Annotated in this window: 18 protein-coding genes; 6 read left to right on the top strand and 12 right to left on the bottom strand. The window is 74.9% G+C overall.

The genetic code is table 11. From position 1 onward, the window contains the following. Positions 1 to 15: 15 nt before the first annotated feature. Complete coding sequence (locus UXQ13_RS12100; RefSeq protein ID WP_225235574.1) at positions 16 to 618, bottom strand: TetR/AcrR family transcriptional regulator; 603 nt, start codon at positions 616 to 618, stop codon at positions 16 to 18. 119 nt (positions 619 to 737) lie between these two features. Between UXQ13_RS12100 and UXQ13_RS12095 the strand changes: the two genes are divergently transcribed. Together UXQ13_RS12095 and UXQ13_RS12090 are read left to right on the top strand one after the other, a co-directional pair. After that, positions 738 to 1,553 carry a class I SAM-dependent methyltransferase gene (locus UXQ13_RS12095; RefSeq protein WP_225235573.1) on the top strand — a complete coding sequence of 272 codons (816 nt, stop codon included), beginning with the start codon at positions 738 to 740 and terminating at the stop codon, positions 1,551 to 1,553. 67 nt (positions 1,554 to 1,620) lie between these two features. Further along, the gene (locus UXQ13_RS12090) at positions 1,621 to 1,743 is read left to right on the top strand and encodes a hypothetical protein (RefSeq protein WP_263639402.1); all 123 of its coding nucleotides are present in this window, start codon (positions 1,621 to 1,623) and stop codon (positions 1,741 to 1,743) included. Here the strand turns inward: UXQ13_RS12090 and UXQ13_RS12085 are convergent. The 9 genes from UXQ13_RS12085 to UXQ13_RS12045 all read right to left on the bottom strand — a co-directional run bounded on the left by UXQ13_RS12085 (position 1,740) and on the right by UXQ13_RS12045 (position 7,344). Then, positions 1,740 to 1,934 (bottom strand): hypothetical protein, encoded by a 195-nt coding sequence (locus UXQ13_RS12085; RefSeq protein ID WP_225235572.1) that lies wholly within the window; start codon positions 1,932 to 1,934, stop codon positions 1,740 to 1,742. The genes UXQ13_RS12090 and UXQ13_RS12085 overlap by 4 nt on opposite strands. Beyond that, positions 1,931 to 3,106: a zinc-dependent alcohol dehydrogenase gene (locus tag UXQ13_RS12080; RefSeq protein ID WP_225235571.1), complete on the bottom strand. Its 1,176-nt coding sequence runs from the start codon at positions 3,104 to 3,106 to the stop codon at positions 1,931 to 1,933. The genes UXQ13_RS12085 and UXQ13_RS12080 overlap by 4 nt, the downstream gene beginning before the upstream one ends. Beyond that, positions 3,103 to 3,558: a hypothetical protein gene (locus UXQ13_RS12075; RefSeq protein WP_225235570.1), complete on the bottom strand. Its 456-nt coding sequence runs from the start codon at positions 3,556 to 3,558 to the stop codon at positions 3,103 to 3,105. Before UXQ13_RS12075 ends, UXQ13_RS12080 begins: the two co-directional genes overlap by 4 nt. Then, the gene (locus tag UXQ13_RS12070; protein WP_225235569.1) at positions 3,555 to 4,160 is read right to left on the bottom strand and encodes a DUF3618 domain-containing protein; all 606 of its coding nucleotides are present in this window, start codon (positions 4,158 to 4,160) and stop codon (positions 3,555 to 3,557) included. Before UXQ13_RS12070 ends, UXQ13_RS12075 begins: the two co-directional genes overlap by 4 nt. 16 nt (positions 4,161 to 4,176) lie before the next feature. Beyond that, the gene (locus tag UXQ13_RS12065; RefSeq protein ID WP_225235568.1) at positions 4,177 to 4,608 is read right to left on the bottom strand and encodes a phage holin family protein; all 432 of its coding nucleotides are present in this window, start codon (positions 4,606 to 4,608) and stop codon (positions 4,177 to 4,179) included. After that, complete coding sequence (locus UXQ13_RS12060) at positions 4,605 to 5,363, bottom strand: hypothetical protein (protein WP_225235567.1); 759 nt, start codon at positions 5,361 to 5,363, stop codon at positions 4,605 to 4,607. The genes UXQ13_RS12065 and UXQ13_RS12060 overlap by 4 nt, the downstream gene beginning before the upstream one ends. A 26-nt stretch (positions 5,364 to 5,389) precedes the next feature. Continuing rightward, positions 5,390 to 5,593: a hypothetical protein gene (locus UXQ13_RS12055; protein ID WP_336392366.1), complete on the bottom strand. Its 204-nt coding sequence runs from the start codon at positions 5,591 to 5,593 to the stop codon at positions 5,390 to 5,392. Positions 5,594 to 5,673: 80 nt separating this feature from the next. Further along, on the bottom strand, positions 5,674 to 6,537 hold the full coding sequence (locus UXQ13_RS12050) for a manganese catalase (protein WP_225235566.1): 864 nt from the start codon (positions 6,535 to 6,537) through the stop codon (positions 5,674 to 5,676). A 108-nt stretch (positions 6,538 to 6,645) separates the two neighbouring features. After that, the gene (locus UXQ13_RS12045) at positions 6,646 to 7,344 is read right to left on the bottom strand and encodes a sensor histidine kinase (RefSeq protein WP_225235565.1); all 699 of its coding nucleotides are present in this window, start codon (positions 7,342 to 7,344) and stop codon (positions 6,646 to 6,648) included. A 107-nt stretch (positions 7,345 to 7,451) separates the two neighbouring features. Between UXQ13_RS12045 and UXQ13_RS12040 the strand changes: the two genes are divergently transcribed. Together UXQ13_RS12040 and UXQ13_RS12035 are read left to right on the top strand one after the other, a co-directional pair. Next, positions 7,452 to 8,084 (top strand): response regulator transcription factor, encoded by a 633-nt coding sequence (locus UXQ13_RS12040; RefSeq protein WP_336392365.1) that lies wholly within the window; start codon positions 7,452 to 7,454, stop codon positions 8,082 to 8,084. A gap of 221 nt (positions 8,085 to 8,305) precedes the next feature. Then, the gene (locus tag UXQ13_RS12035) at positions 8,306 to 9,580 is read left to right on the top strand and encodes an Nramp family divalent metal transporter (protein ID WP_225235563.1); all 1,275 of its coding nucleotides are present in this window, start codon (positions 8,306 to 8,308) and stop codon (positions 9,578 to 9,580) included. A 2-nt stretch (positions 9,581 to 9,582) separates the two neighbouring features. On the opposite strand, the gene UXQ13_RS12030 is transcribed toward UXQ13_RS12035, so the two are convergent. Then, positions 9,583 to 10,068, bottom strand: a complete 486-nt coding sequence (locus UXQ13_RS12030; protein ID WP_225235562.1) for a GNAT family N-acetyltransferase — start codon at positions 10,066 to 10,068, stop codon at positions 9,583 to 9,585. A gap of 177 nt (positions 10,069 to 10,245) precedes the next feature. Here UXQ13_RS12030 and UXQ13_RS12025 point away from each other — a divergent pair, with 177 nt between their 5' ends. After that, a complete protein-coding gene (locus UXQ13_RS12025; protein WP_225235561.1) occupies positions 10,246 to 10,521 on the top strand; it encodes an isoamylase early set domain-containing protein in 276 nt (91 codons plus the stop codon). 133 nt (positions 10,522 to 10,654) lie between these two features. Next, entirely contained in the window at positions 10,655 to 12,097 is a 1,443-nt protein-coding gene (locus UXQ13_RS12020; RefSeq protein ID WP_225235560.1) for a M1 family metallopeptidase, read from the top strand. 68 nt (positions 12,098 to 12,165) lie between these two features. Here the strand turns inward: UXQ13_RS12020 and UXQ13_RS12015 are convergent, their stop codons facing one another. After that, on the bottom strand, positions 12,166 to 13,368 hold the full coding sequence (locus tag UXQ13_RS12015; RefSeq protein WP_225235559.1) for a fatty acid desaturase family protein: 1,203 nt from the start codon (positions 13,366 to 13,368) through the stop codon (positions 12,166 to 12,168). Positions 13,369 to 13,402 lie beyond the last annotated feature (34 nt).

The following is a 13,402-nucleotide window of genomic DNA, read 5'->3' as shown; positions in this document are numbered from 1 at the left end:
CACCTGGTTGGTCGATCAGGCGGCCAGGCCGCGCCGCAGCACCTCGACGGTCTGCGCGACCAGGGCCTCGTCGGCCGGCACCCCGGCGGGCGCGACCACCTGCATGCCGATCCCCCGCAGCAGGCCCAGCAGCAGCACGGCCACCGCTGCGGGATCGGCGTCGGCGCGGACCGACCCGTCGGCCACGCCGTCGCGCACCAGGTCGGCCAGCGTCGCCCGGAAGTCGGCGTCGCGCTCGGCGAACAGCGGCGCCAGCACCGGCTCGCCGGCCACGGCCTCGGCCCACAGCAGCAGGAACGCCCCGGTGCTGGGCTGCCGGTCGCGCACGTTGCCCAGGTAGGCCCGGACCACCGCGCCCAGCCGGTCCAGCCCGTTGCCGTCCACCGGCGGGACGGCGAACCGCTGCGCGTCCCGGACGACGGCCTCCAGCAGCTCGGCCCGGCTGCCGAAGGAGGCGTGCACGATCCCCCTGCTGTAGCCCGCCTCCCGGCCGACCTCGGCCAGCGTCACCGCCCGGGACCCGCGCTGGGCGATCAGCGCGGTGGCGGCGTCCAGCACCCGGCGCTCCGTCTCGGCCCGGCGCTGCTCCTGGGTCCGACGGGTCACCTGGCTGGGCACCGGGCCACTGTGCCACCGACGGCCCGGCTGCGGGGACGTTGACCAGGCACCCGGGCAGGGCCAGGCTGACCGACGGGGCCGGGTCGACGGAGTGCCCGGTCACCGGCCAGGGAGTGCCCGTGCCCGATCCGACCACCGCCTTCACCGGATCCCTCCCCGTCGTCTACGACGAGCAGCTGGTCCCGGTCGTCTTCGCGCCCTACGCCGTGGAGCTCGCCGCCCGGGTGGCCGCCTGGGCACCGGATCGGGTGCTGGAGGTGGCCTCGGGCACGGGCGCCCTGACCCGGGAGCTCGCCGACCGGCTGCCCGACGCCGACATCACCGCGACCGACCTCGCCCCGCCCATGGTCGAGCGCGGGGCGGCCCGGTCGGGATCGGCCCGGGTGCGATGGCAGCAGGCCGACGCGCAGGACCTCCCGGTCGCCGACGCCTCGGTGGACGTCTGGGTGTGCCAGTTCGGCGTCATGTTCGTGCCGGACCGGGCGCGGGCCTACCGCGAGGCGCATCGGGTGCTGCGACCCGGCGGCCACCTGCTGCTGTCGACGTGGGGGCCGCTGGCCGGCAACGGGTTCGCCCAGGTGCTCGCCGAGGCCCTGGCCGCCTGGCGCCCCGCGGACCCGCCGACCTTCGTCCGCGACGTGCCGCACGGCTACCCCGACCCCGACCGGGTGCGGGCCGACCTCACCGCCGCGGGGTTCGCCGACGTCCGGGTCGACGTCGTCGACCTGGAGAGCCGGGCCGCCTCCGCCCGTGACGTCGCCACCGCGTTCCTCACCGGGACCCCCGCCGGGGACCCGGCGCGCCGGGAGGGGCCGGGGGCACTGGCCGAGGCCGTCGCCGCCGTGACCGCCGCGGTGGAGCAGCGCTACGGGTCGGGCGAGGTGTCGGCGCCGATGAGCGCCCTCCTCGCGGACGGGGTTCGACCGGACGCATGATCGCACTTGGTTGCTCGCCGACAAACAAGTGAGTACGGTCGGACCCAGCCCACCCCGAGGAGACGTCGTGACCGACCACCACCCCACCCACCCGCGCACGCCCGGCCCGACCGAGGACCGGGGTACCCCGCCGTTCCGCTGGCCGCACCGGCGCCGGACCGTCCCCCGCCGGTCCGGCCCGGCGCTCTAGCCGACGCCCTGCACCACCCCGACCACCTGCTCGACGGCGGTGCCGTGACCGGGCTCGTCACCGCTGTCGGGGTCGTTGGGCGCGCACTGGCTGACCCCCAGCATCACCGCGAAGATGATCACGACCACCCCGACGATGGCACCGAGGACGGCCGCCCGGCCACGGCCCCGGTGCCGGCGGTCGGCGCTCACGAGCCCGGTTCGAAGACGGTCCGGACGCAGCCGTCCGCCTTCTCCTTGAAGATCCGGTAGCCCTCGGCGGCCTGGGTCAGCGGCATCGTGTGGGTGGCCAGGTGCTCGGTGGTGAGCACCCCGCTCTCCATGTGCCGCAGGATCTCGGGCACGTACCGCTGCCCGTGCTGCTGGGCGCCCCGCACGGTCAGGCCCTTGTTCATCATCGCGCCGAGCGGGAACTTGTCGACCATGCCGGCGAAGACGCCGAGCACGAAGACGCTGCCGCCCTTGCGGCAGGCCCGGATCGCCTCCCGCACCGCTGACGGCCGGTCGGTCTGCAGCCGCAGCTGCTGCTTGACCTGGTCGAACGCGCCCTGCACCCCGGTGCTGTGCGCCTCCATGCCGACGGCCTCGATGCAGACGTCGGGCCCACGGCCGCCGGTCCGCTCGCGCAGCTCGGCGACCACGTCGGTCGTCGAGTAGTCCACCGCCTCGGCCCCGATGTGCCGGCGCACCTGGGCCAGCCGCTCGGGCAGCCGGTCGATGACCACCACCTGCTCGGCGCCCAGCAGCATGGCCGCGCGGGCGGCCATCTGGCCCACCGCGCCGGCCCCCCACACCGCCACGACGTCCCCGGGCTTCGTCCCGCCCAGGTGCGCCCCGGTCCACCCAGTGGTCACCGAGTCCGAGGCGAACAGCGCCCGGGTGTCGGACACCCCGTCGGGGACGAGGAAGCAGCCGACGTCGGCGTAGGGCACCCGCATGTACTCCGCGTGGCTGCCGGCGTCGCCGCCCATCGCGTGGGAGTAGCCGAAGCAGCCGCCGGGGCTCTGCCCCCACAGGCCCTCGGTGATCCCCGGGTCGGGGTTGCCGTTGTCGCACAGCGAGTAGAGCTCCTGCGCGCAGTACCAGCACTTCCCGCAGGCCACGAAGGACGGGACGACGACCCGGTCGCCCACCTTGACCTTCTGCACGCCCGAGCCGACCTCGACGACCTCGCCGGTGAACTCGTGGCCCAGCACGTCGCCGGCCCGCATGGCGGGGATGTACCCGCCGATCAGGTGCAGGTCCGACCCGCAGGTGACCGTCTTGCTGATCTTGAGGATGACGTCGTGGGAGTTGAGCAGCTGGGGTTCGGGGACGTCCTCGACGGCGACCTCGTTGACCCCCGCCCAGATCGCGGCCTTCACAGCACGCCCTCCTTCGGTGCCCGGGCCGCCGCACCCTCGAGGGCGGCGCCCTGGGGGGTGGCCTTGCGGGTGCCGTGCGGCTGGGGGTCCACCCGCAGCACCTCCCCCACCTCCGCGAGCTGCTTGGTCCGGCGCAGCGCGGCCCGCAGCTCCCCGATCTGGTCGGTGGTCGGCGAGCCGTGGAACCGGGCGGCCAGCTCGGTGCCCCGCCCGCCCGGTGCGGCTTGCATGCGCACCTCCAGGTCGGACCCCAGGGCGTCGAGCTCCGGGAACGGCCCGGCCAGGTCGTCGGTGTAGACCGTGACCGCCCGCCAGCGCGCGGCGGACACCTCGGCCGGCTCGGTGGTCGAGGCCTGCCCGACGCCGGGGATGCGGGTGTGCTGCAGCTTGCCCAGTGCCGCACCGCCGAGGCTGGCCGCCCGGGACAGCACCTGCTGCAGGGGGCCGCTCACCGGGCGTCCTGCACGGTGTCCTTGGCCTGCTGCGCCTGGCCCTGCACGTCACCGGCCGCCGACTGCCCCTCCTCCTTGACCGTCTGCACGGCCTCCTGCGCGGTGCCCTTGACCGACTCCACGGCCTCCTGGGCAGCCGGCTGCAGCGCCTGGCCGGCCTCCTGCGCCACCTGCTTGGCCGACTCCTTCGCCGACTCCAGCAGCGGCTGCGCGGCGTCCTCGGCCTGGGCGGCGAGCTGCTTCTCCTTCTCGCTGGTGGGCAGCAGGGAGGAGACCAACCAGCCGACGCCGAAGGCGATCAGACCGGCGGCCATCGGGTTGCCGCGGGTCTGGGACACCACGGCGTCCGGTGCCTGGGCCACCCCGTGGGCGGCGTCGTGCGCGGCGCCCTTCACCGGGCCGGCCATGCCGCCGGAGGAGGAGTCGCGCCCCATCACCCGTCCGCGCAGGTCGTCGACGGCCCGCTTGGTGCGGGTCACCCGCCGGTCGACCACCCGGGCCGGGTTGACCTTCTCGTTGAGCGCGTCCACGTCGTAGCTGAGGTTCGCGCGGGTGTCCTCGATCTGCTGGCGGATGACGTCGGGGTCGCTGCTGCTGGTCATGGCGGGTCCTCTCGGGTCAGGAGTTGGGGGTGACGGCGCCGGGGACCCGCTGCAGGGTCTCCACGGTGCGCTCGGGCTTGGGGTTGACGGTCTTGAGCTGCTTGCGGCCGAGCACGAACAGGACGCCCGCGACGACGGCCCAGACGACGGCGACGATGAGCGCCGCCCACCCGGCCGGCATCGCGCTGGCCAGCGCGGCCCACAGGGCCAGGCTCAGGAACAGCACGGTCAGGTGCCCGGCGTACCCGGCCCCACCGAGCATCCCGGCGCCCTTGCCCGCCTTGGCGGCCTCGGCCTTCACCTCGGCCTTGGCCAGCTCGAGCTCCTGCCGCATCAGCGTCGACAGGTCCCGGCTGACCTCGCCGAGCAGCTGCCCGACCGAGGTGCCCTCGACGTCGGGGTGGCCGTCGTCGGTCGCGGGCTGCCCGCCGGTGTAGGGCGTGCTCATGCCTGGCCACCCCCGGCGGTCCCGTACGGCGCGGGCGGCACCGGGGGCGCTGCGGGCGCGGACGGCGCGGGCGGGACCGGGCTGTAGCCGGTGACCGGGTCGTAGCCGGGCCCGTCGGCGACCGGCGGGACGGCGGCGTACCCGGCCGCCGCGCCGGGCGCACCGGGCAGCGGTCCGGTCCCGGTGGTGACGTCGTGCGGCGCGGGCGTCGGGGTGGTCGGCGTCGGGGTCGAGGAGGTGCCCGGGCCGTCGTCCTTGTGCGCGGCGACGACACCGCCGGTGAGCCGGCCGGCCAGCACCCCGGCGACGGCCGCGCCGAGGAGGAACGCGCCGGGCCGGCGGCGAGCGAAGCTGCGCACGTCCTCCAGCAGGTCGGCGGGCTCGCGGTCGCGCAGGTGGTCGGCGAAGGACTCCACCCGGCCGGTGGCCTGGCGCAGCAGGTCGGTGGCCGGACCGGAGGCACCCTCGCCGTCGGTCAGCGTGCGCAGCTCCTCGGCCAGCGCGGACAGGCTGCCGGCGGCCTTCTGCTGACCACCGCGGGCCTGCTCGGTGGCGTGCTCCCGGCCCTGGGAGAGCAGGTCGGAGGCCTGCCGGCGGGCCTCGCCGGCCACCTCCTTGGCCTGGTCGGCGGCGGTGCCGGCGACCTGCTTGCCGGCCTCCGCGCCGGACTGGCCCACCGCGCGGGCCTGGTCCTTGGCCACGTCGGTCGTGGACGGGTCGCCCGAACCGGTCGGGGTGTCGAGGGAGTGGGACATCGTTCCTCCTGGGGGTGCGGGGTGGGTCAGGGAGTGGCCGTGGCGGCGGCCGCCGCGGCGGGCAGGGCTGCGACGTGCTGCCGGCGGTGGTGCGCGACGGCGAGCCGGTGCACGGCACCGGCGGCGACGACGACGCCGGCCAGGGGCGGCGCCCCGGGCACGAGGACGGCGACCAGCACCGCCAGCAGCAGCGTCAGGAGCAGGGGCAGGGAGCGGGGGCTGAGCAGCACGGGGCACCTCTTCCGTCGACGTTCCGGGCAGGGGTCGAGCAGGTCACCGGGGCCCGCGGGTGCGGGCCCCGGTGGAGCGGCTACTTGAGGGCGTCCTTGGCCTTCTGCAGCAGGGACTCCCCCGGCACCGGCGGGGTGCCGAACAGCCGCGGGTCGCCCGGCGGCAGGATCGGGGCGTCGGCGTGCGCGGCGATCGGGGCGGCCGACAGCGTGTTGTCGGTGCCGTCCAGGGCCGGGCCGTTGGCCCAGCGGCCGGCCGCGGCGTCCGGGCCGTCCGAGGCGTCGATGAACGTGTAGGCGAACTCCGGGAGCTCCTCGTCCAGCGGGAACGCCTCGGGCACCGGGATGCCGTCCAGCCCGTCGGCCTTGAGCTCCTCCATGGCGGCCAGCCACTGCTGCTGGTGCATGTGGTCGCGGGTGAGCAGGAAGCGGAGCAGGTCCTTGACCCCGTGGTCGTCGGTCATGTTCCACAGCCGGGCGACCTGCAGGCGGCCCTGCATCTCGGCGGTGGCGTTGTAGGAGAAGTCGGCGAACAGGTTGCCGCTGGCGGTGACGTACGCGCCGGTCCAGGGGTTGCCCATGCTGTCCATGTAGGAGGCGCCGGAGCCGTTGGCGATGAGGTGCTGCGGGTTGTGCTGGCCGTAGCCGGCCGCCGCCTCCTTGGTCCGGTCCGCGGCGTCGGGCTTGAGCGGCGCGTGGTCCAGCAGCCGGTCGATCATCGTCACGATCATCTCGACGTGGGCGAGCTCCTCGGTGCCGATCGCCAGCAGCATGTCCTTGTACTTGCCGGGCAGGCGGCAGTTCCAGCCCTGCAGCAGGTACTGGGTGGCGACGGTCATCTCGCCCCACTGGCCGCCGAGGACCTCCTGCATCTTGCGGGCGAAGTCCGGGTCGGGACCGTCGGGCTTGGCCTCGAACTGCAGGGCGTGGGTGTGGGTGAACACGGCGTCTCCTCATCGGTGGTGGGTCGAGCGCCGCGTCGCGGCCTCAGACCCTCACTCCCCATCCCGGGTGGCCCACCGGGGCCCGTCCGTGGCCCCCGCGGGCCCGGTTCAGCGGTCGGGCAGGTCGACCACCACACCGAGCCCGGCCGGCCCGCGCCGGCAGGTCACCCGACCGCCCAGCTCACGGGCCTGCCGCTGCACCGACCACAGCCCGAGCCCGGTGAGGTCCCCGGGCGGCCGGCGGGCCTGCAGGTGCTCCACGACGCGGTCCGGGACGCCGGGCTGGGTCACCACCAGCTGCACCCACCCCTCGCGCACGTCGGCGGCCACCTCGACCGGGCGGCCCGCCCCGTGCCGGTGCGCGTTCTCCAGCAGGTTGGTCAGGATCCGCTGCACCCGGGCGTCGCCCACCGGGACCTCCGCGGCGGCGGGCTCGACGTCCAGCCGCACCTGGCCCGCGGGCAGCCCGGAGGCCTGCAGGCTCGCCCGGACGACGTCGACCAGGGCCCGCGGCCAGCCGCCGGCCGGCAGGGCTCCCCCGGTCGCGGACGCCGTCCGCAGCATCGACACCAGGCTGTCCGCCTGGGCCAGGGCCAGCTCGGCCACCGGGTCGGCGTCCGCGCCCTCGCGGGCCAGGTGGCCCAGCAGGGCGTGCAGGCTGGCCAGCGGCGTGCCCAGGTCGTGGCACAGCGCGCGGACCAGCGCCTCCTCCTCGGTGACGACCACCGGGTCCACGGGCCGGCGGCGCAGCCGGCGCAGGAATCCGGTCCGGGAACGGCCGGTCGTGGTGTCGCCGGTGATGGTCACGGGCACACCCCCTGACGACCCAGCGGCCAGAACCGTCGCCGGCAGTCCCCCACCCCGGGCGAGTGATGACCGAACTGCGTGCGACCCCTCCCCCCACCGTCGACGTCGTGCTCGTCGACGACCACCCGCTGTTCAGCCGTGGGCTGGCGATGCTGCTGCCGCCGGCCAGCGGTGGCCGGCTGCGGGTGGTCGGCTGCACCGACGACGCCTCCGCCGCGGCCGCCCTGGTCCGCCGGGAGCAGGCCGACCTGGCCCTGGTCGACCTGGCCATGCCGCCCCCGGGCGGGCTGCGGGCGATCGCGGCGATCCGCCGCACCGCCCCCGCCGTCCGGGTGGTGGCCCTGTCGGGCACCGCCGACGAGGAGGAGCAGCTGGAGTCGCTGCGGGCCGGGGCGGAGGCGTTCCTGCCCAAGGCCGCCGAACCCGACAGCCTGGTCCCGCCGCTGCTGGCGCTGGTGCAGGGCTGGTCCGTCGTCCCCGCCGAGCTGCTGCGCCGGCTGCTGGCCGACGCCGCGCCGCGGGAGGACCGCGGCGTGCTGGGCCGGCTGTCGGCCGACGACCGGCGGCTGTGGCGGCTGGTGGCCGCGGGCACTCCCACGCTGGACATCGCGCTGGCGCTGCACGTGTCCGAGCGGACGGCCAAGCGCCTGGTGGCCGGTCTGCTGCGGCAGCTGCGGGTGTCCAGCCGGACGGAGGCCGCGGCGCTGGCCGGCCGGGTGGGCCTGACCGCGGCGGAGTGAGGCGGCAGAGGTGTGAGGCATCGGGATCCCTGGGGGCGGGGTGATCGCGGTGCGGAGGGCCCCCTGCTGGACCTCCGGTCGGTCCCCCCGAGTCGACGGGATCCGGCCCGGGCGCGCCACCCGGGACGCGAGGCTGGCCCCCGGGGGCCACGACCGGCCCGCGCGGGCCGGTGGCCCGGGCACCGCAGGAGGGACCGTCCGTCGTCCGCCCTGGGGGTCCCGTGTTCCTGTCCCGCACCGAGGCCGCCGCGCTGCCGCGCACACCGACCCCGCCGCCGCCCACCCGCCGACGGACCCGGCTGTGGCCGATGCTCGGCCCCGCCTTCGTGGCCGCCATCGCCTACGTCGACCCCGGGAACGTGGCCACCAACGCCACCGCCGGCGCCTCGTTCGGGTACAGCCTGCTGTGGGTGGTCGTCGCGGCCAACGTGCTGGCCGTGCTCGTGCAGACGCTCACCGCCAAGCTCGGGCTGGCCACCGGCCGGGACCTGGCCACGCTCTGCCGGCAGACGCTGCCCCGGCCGGTCACCCGCGGCCTGTGGGTGCAGGCCGAGGTGGTGGCCATCGCCACCGACCTGGCCGAGATCGTCGGCGGGGCCGTGGCGCTGAACCTGCTGTTCGGGGTGCCGCTGCCGATCGGCGGCGTGCTGACCGCGGTCGTCGCGTTCGCCCTGCTGGGGCTGCAGCGGTTCGGCCACCGACCCTTCGAGCGGGCCGTCACCGGGTGCCTGCTGGTGATCGCGGCCGGCTTCGGCTACACGATGCTGGACGCCGGGGTGGACCCGGCCGGGGTCGTGGCCGGGCTGGCCCCCACGCCGCTGAGCGGGGACGCCGGGGTGCTCGCGGTCGGGATCCTGGGTGCCACGGTCATGCCGCACGTGGTCTACGTGCACTCCGCGCTCACCCCCGGCCGCTACGGCGACGCGGTGACCGCCGCGCGCACCCGGTCCGGGAGGGGGCGGCTGCTGCGGGCCCAGCGGCTCGACGTCCTGCTGGCCATGCTGCTGGCCGGCGTGGTGAACGCCGTCCTGCTGGTGGTCGCCGCGGGGCTGTTCTCCGGGGAGGGCGAGCAGAGCCTGGAGAGCGTGCACGCCGGGCTCGCCGAGCGCAGCGGGCAGGGCGCCTCGATCGCGTTCGCGCTGGCGCTGCTGGCGTCGGGGTTCGCGGCGTCCTCGGTCGGCACGCACGCCGGCCAGGTGGTGATGGCCGGGTTCCTGCAGCGCAGCATCCCGGTCCTGCTGCGCCGCACCATCACCGTGGCGCCGGCGGTCGGCCTGCTGGTCTGGGGCGCGGACCCGACGACGGCGCTGGTGTGGTCGCAGGTGGTGCTGAGCTTCGGCATCCCGTTCGCCCTGGTCCCGCTGGTCTGGCTCACCGCCCGCCGGTCGGTGATGGGCGCCTGGGTGAACCGCCGGGTGACCACGGCCGCCGCGGTGCTGGTCGCCCTCGCGGTCACCGCCCTGAACGCCTGGCTCGTGGTCGACGTCCTGACCTGAGGTCAGCCCAGGGGCCGGGCGTAGACCAGCAGGTCCGTCCCCGGCATCGGCGACCAGTCGCGCTCGGGCAGCCGGGTGAACCCGAGCCGGGCGTACAGCCGGTGCGCGGCGTGCATCCGCGGGTCGGTGGACAGCACCATCGTCGTGGCGCCGGCCGCGGCGGCGCGCTGCAGGCAGGCGGTCACCAGCGCCTCGCCGATCCCCTGACCGCGCACCGCGGGGTCCACCACCAGCATCCGGAACGCGGCCTCCTCCGGCCCGGCGGTCACCTCGCCGAAGTCGCCGTCCAGCACCAGGGCGACGCTGCCGACCAGCCGGCCCTCCAGCCGGGCCACCAGCAGCTGCGCCCGGGCGGCGCGGCCGGCGACGTCGGCCAGCTGCTGCTGGTACCCGGGCCCCGCCCAGCCCTGGGAGACGTAGGTCTGCACCGTGAGGTCGGCGATCGCCGGGAAGTCGGCGGGGTCGGCGGGCTCGACGAGGACGGTCACCGGCGGACGGTAGCCCGGGCTCCCCACCCGTCACACCCGCCCCAGTTCGGGCCCGTCGCCGGTGTGGCGGCTCTGGGCCCGGCACTGCTCTCCCTAGGTTCAGCAGCACGCCCCGCAGGACCGGCCGCCGACGCCCGGAACCGCACCACCCGCGCCCCGCCTCCCCCGGAGTACACCGTGATCCGTCTCAAGAAGAACCCCGCCGACGTCGCCGTCACCTTCGCCCTCGACGAGCAGGCCGCCCCCGGCCCGGTCTCCGTCGTCGGTGACTTCAACGGCTGGACCCCCGGCACCCACACCCTCAAGAAGCGCAGCAACGGCACCCGCAGCGTCGTGGTGAAGCTGCCCGTCGGCGAGGCCGTCCGCTTCCGCTACCTCGCCGACGGCGGCGTGTGGCTGGACGACCCGACCGCCCACGCGCACGACGAGCAGGGCTCGCTGCTCCACCTCTGAACCCCGCAGGACCCGGAGCCCCCGTCGCAGCACCGGCGGGGGCTCCGCTGCGTCCGGGGCCTGTCGCCCGGGCCCGCACACGGTTAGCGTCCCTCAGGACCGGTCCACAGCGGACCCCCAGGGAGGGACCCCGATGCACCTGCCCCGCGCCGCAGCACCCGGTACCGCACTCGTCCTCGCCGCCGCCCTCGTCCTCGGCGGCGGCGCCGCCCAGGCCGCGCCCGGCAGCCCCGGCCCCCGCTACGCCGACGGCAGCACCACCTCGACGGACCCGTACTTCCCGAACGCCGGCAACGGCGGCTACGACGTCGCCGACTACGGACTGCAGCTGGCCTACGACCCGGCGACCGGTCGGCTGGACGGCACCGCGACGATCACCCTCACCGCCACCCAGGACCTGCGTAGCCTGAGCCTGGACCTGCGCGGGCTGACCGCCACCGCGGTGTCCGTGGACGGCAAGCCCTCCCGGTTCGCCCAGACTCCCCCGCCCGCCGACGGCCGCGGCGGCGAGCTCGTCGTCCAGGTGGCGCCCAAGCTGCGCGCCGGCACCCAGCACACGGTCACCGTCGTCTACGGCGGCGTGCCCGGCCAGCCGACCGACATCGAGGACGCCAACTACGGCTGGACGTCGACCCCGGACGGCGCCCTGGTCGCCAACGAGCCCGAGGGCGCCTCGACCTGGTACCCGGTGAACGACTCCATCCTCGACAAGGCCACCTACACCTTCGCCATCACCGTGCCCGAGGACCTGACCGCGGTCGCCAACGGCGAGCCGGTCGGTGCCCCGGTCACCGTCGACGGCCGGACGACGTACACCTGGCGGGCCTCGGACCCGATGGCCAGCTACCTGTCCACCGCGTCGATCGGCGACTTCGTCGCGACGGAGTCGGTGGGCCCGGACGGGCTGCCGATCCTCGACTACGTCGACGCCGACGTCACCGGCAGGGCGCTCGAGGTGACCCAGGAGGCGCTGGCCCTGCAGCCGGACATGATCGCGTTCTTCGAGGGCATCTACGGGCCCTACCCGTTCACCTCGTTCGGCTCCATCGTCGACGACGACTCGGTCGGGTACGCGCTGGAGACCCAGACCCGGCCGGTCTACTCCGGGTACGCCGACGAGGACACCGTCGCCCACGAGCTGGCGCACCAGTGGGTCGGGGACAGCGTGACGCCGACGACCTGGCGCGACATCTGGCTCAACGAGGGCTTCGCGACCTACTCGCAGTGGCTGTGGTCGGAGTCGCGCGGCGGCCCGTCCGTGGAGGACCTCTACGCCGACATCTACTCGATCCCGGCCGACGACGAGTTCTGGGACACCCCGCCCGGTGACCCGAGCCCGGAGACGCTGTTCGACGCGGCCACCTACGACCGCGGTGCCGCGGCGCTGCAGGCGCTGCGCACGCAGATCGGGGACGGCGCGTTCTTCCAGCTGCTCCGCGACTGGACGACGACGAACGCCGGCGGCTCGGTGTCGACCGACGACCTCCAGGACCTCGCCGAGGAGATCAGCGGTGAGGACCTCGGCCAGTTCTTCATCGACTGGATCGACACCCCGGCCAGGCCCGAGGGCTACTGACCCGATCTCAGCTCGGACGCGCAGGAGCCCCCGTCGACCGTGGTCGGCGGGGGCTCCTGGTGCGTGGATCAGGCGGCGCGCTGCGCCCGGTCGTAGGCGCGGCGGACCTTGGGACCACCGGTGGTCAGCTTGTAGAGCTGGGCCACCTGCTGGGGCGCGTTCGCCGGCGTGGTCGCGGCCATCCAGCCGTTGGGCAGGGAGAGCCGGAAGACCTTGTGCCAGGCGCTGCCGACCTGCCGGGGCAGCGACGCGGTGTGGTACCGCAGGCCGTACTCGTCGAAGATCGCGCGGACCTTCGGGGCGATCTCGGCGTACCGGTTGCTCGGCAGGTCCGGGAACAGGTGGTGCTCGACCTGGTGGGACAGGTTGCCGGTCATGATGTGCATGGCCTTGGACCCGGAGATGTTGGCCGAGCCGAGCATCTGGCGCAGGTACCACTCACCGCGGGTCTCGCCCTCGATGGAGGTCTTCTCGTAGGTCTCGACGCCCTCGGGGAAGTGCCCGCACATGATCACCGAGTGCGACCACAGGTTGCGGACGACGTTGGCCACGAAGTTGGCGGCCAGGGTCGGCACGAAGCTGGGGCCCGACAGCGCCGGGTGCACCAGGTAGTCCTTGGTGGCCTGCTTGCGGATCTTGCCCAGCACCTGCTTGGCGGCTGCCTTGAACTTGGGGTCCTTGCGCCGCTCCGGGGTGGCCAGGTTCTTGCCCAGCTCCAGGTCGTAGGCGGCGATGCCGTACTCGAAGAAGCACGCGTTGACGAAGTTCCACAGCGGCTGCGCCAGGTACAGCGGGATCCACTTCTGGTCCTCGTCGACCCGCATGATCCCGTAGCCGAGGTCGTTGTCCTTGCCGATCACGTTGGTGTACGTGTGGTGCAGCTCGTTGTGCGAGTGCTTCCACTGCGCCGACGGGCTGGCCATGTCCCACTCCCACGTCGTGGAGTGGATCTTGGGGTCGCGCATCCAGTCCCACTGGCCGTGCAGGATGTTGTGCCCGATCTCCATGTTCTCGAGGATCTTGGCGACCGAGAGGCCCGCCGTCCCGAGGATCCAGGCCGGGGGGAACTTCGACAGCAGCAGCACCGCGCGGCTGGCCAGCTCGAGCTTCCGCTGGACGTCGATCACCTTGCGGATGTAGGCGGCGTCGTCGGCACCGCGGCTGTCGGCGATCTCCTTGCGGATGGCGTCCAGCCGGCGGCCGATCTCCTCGACGTCCTCGGCGGACAGGTGCGCCACGGGGTTGTCGGACTTCTTCTGCAGTGCGGTCACGGTGGTTCTCCTCAGCCTGGGGGAACGGGTGTCG

Source organism: Klenkia terrae (assembly GCF_037083865.1).
GTDB lineage: Bacteria > Actinomycetota > Actinomycetes > Mycobacteriales > Geodermatophilaceae > Klenkia > Klenkia terrae.
The sequence above is the reverse complement of the archived record's forward strand: the minus strand, read 5'-3'. Positions and strand labels throughout refer to the sequence as shown.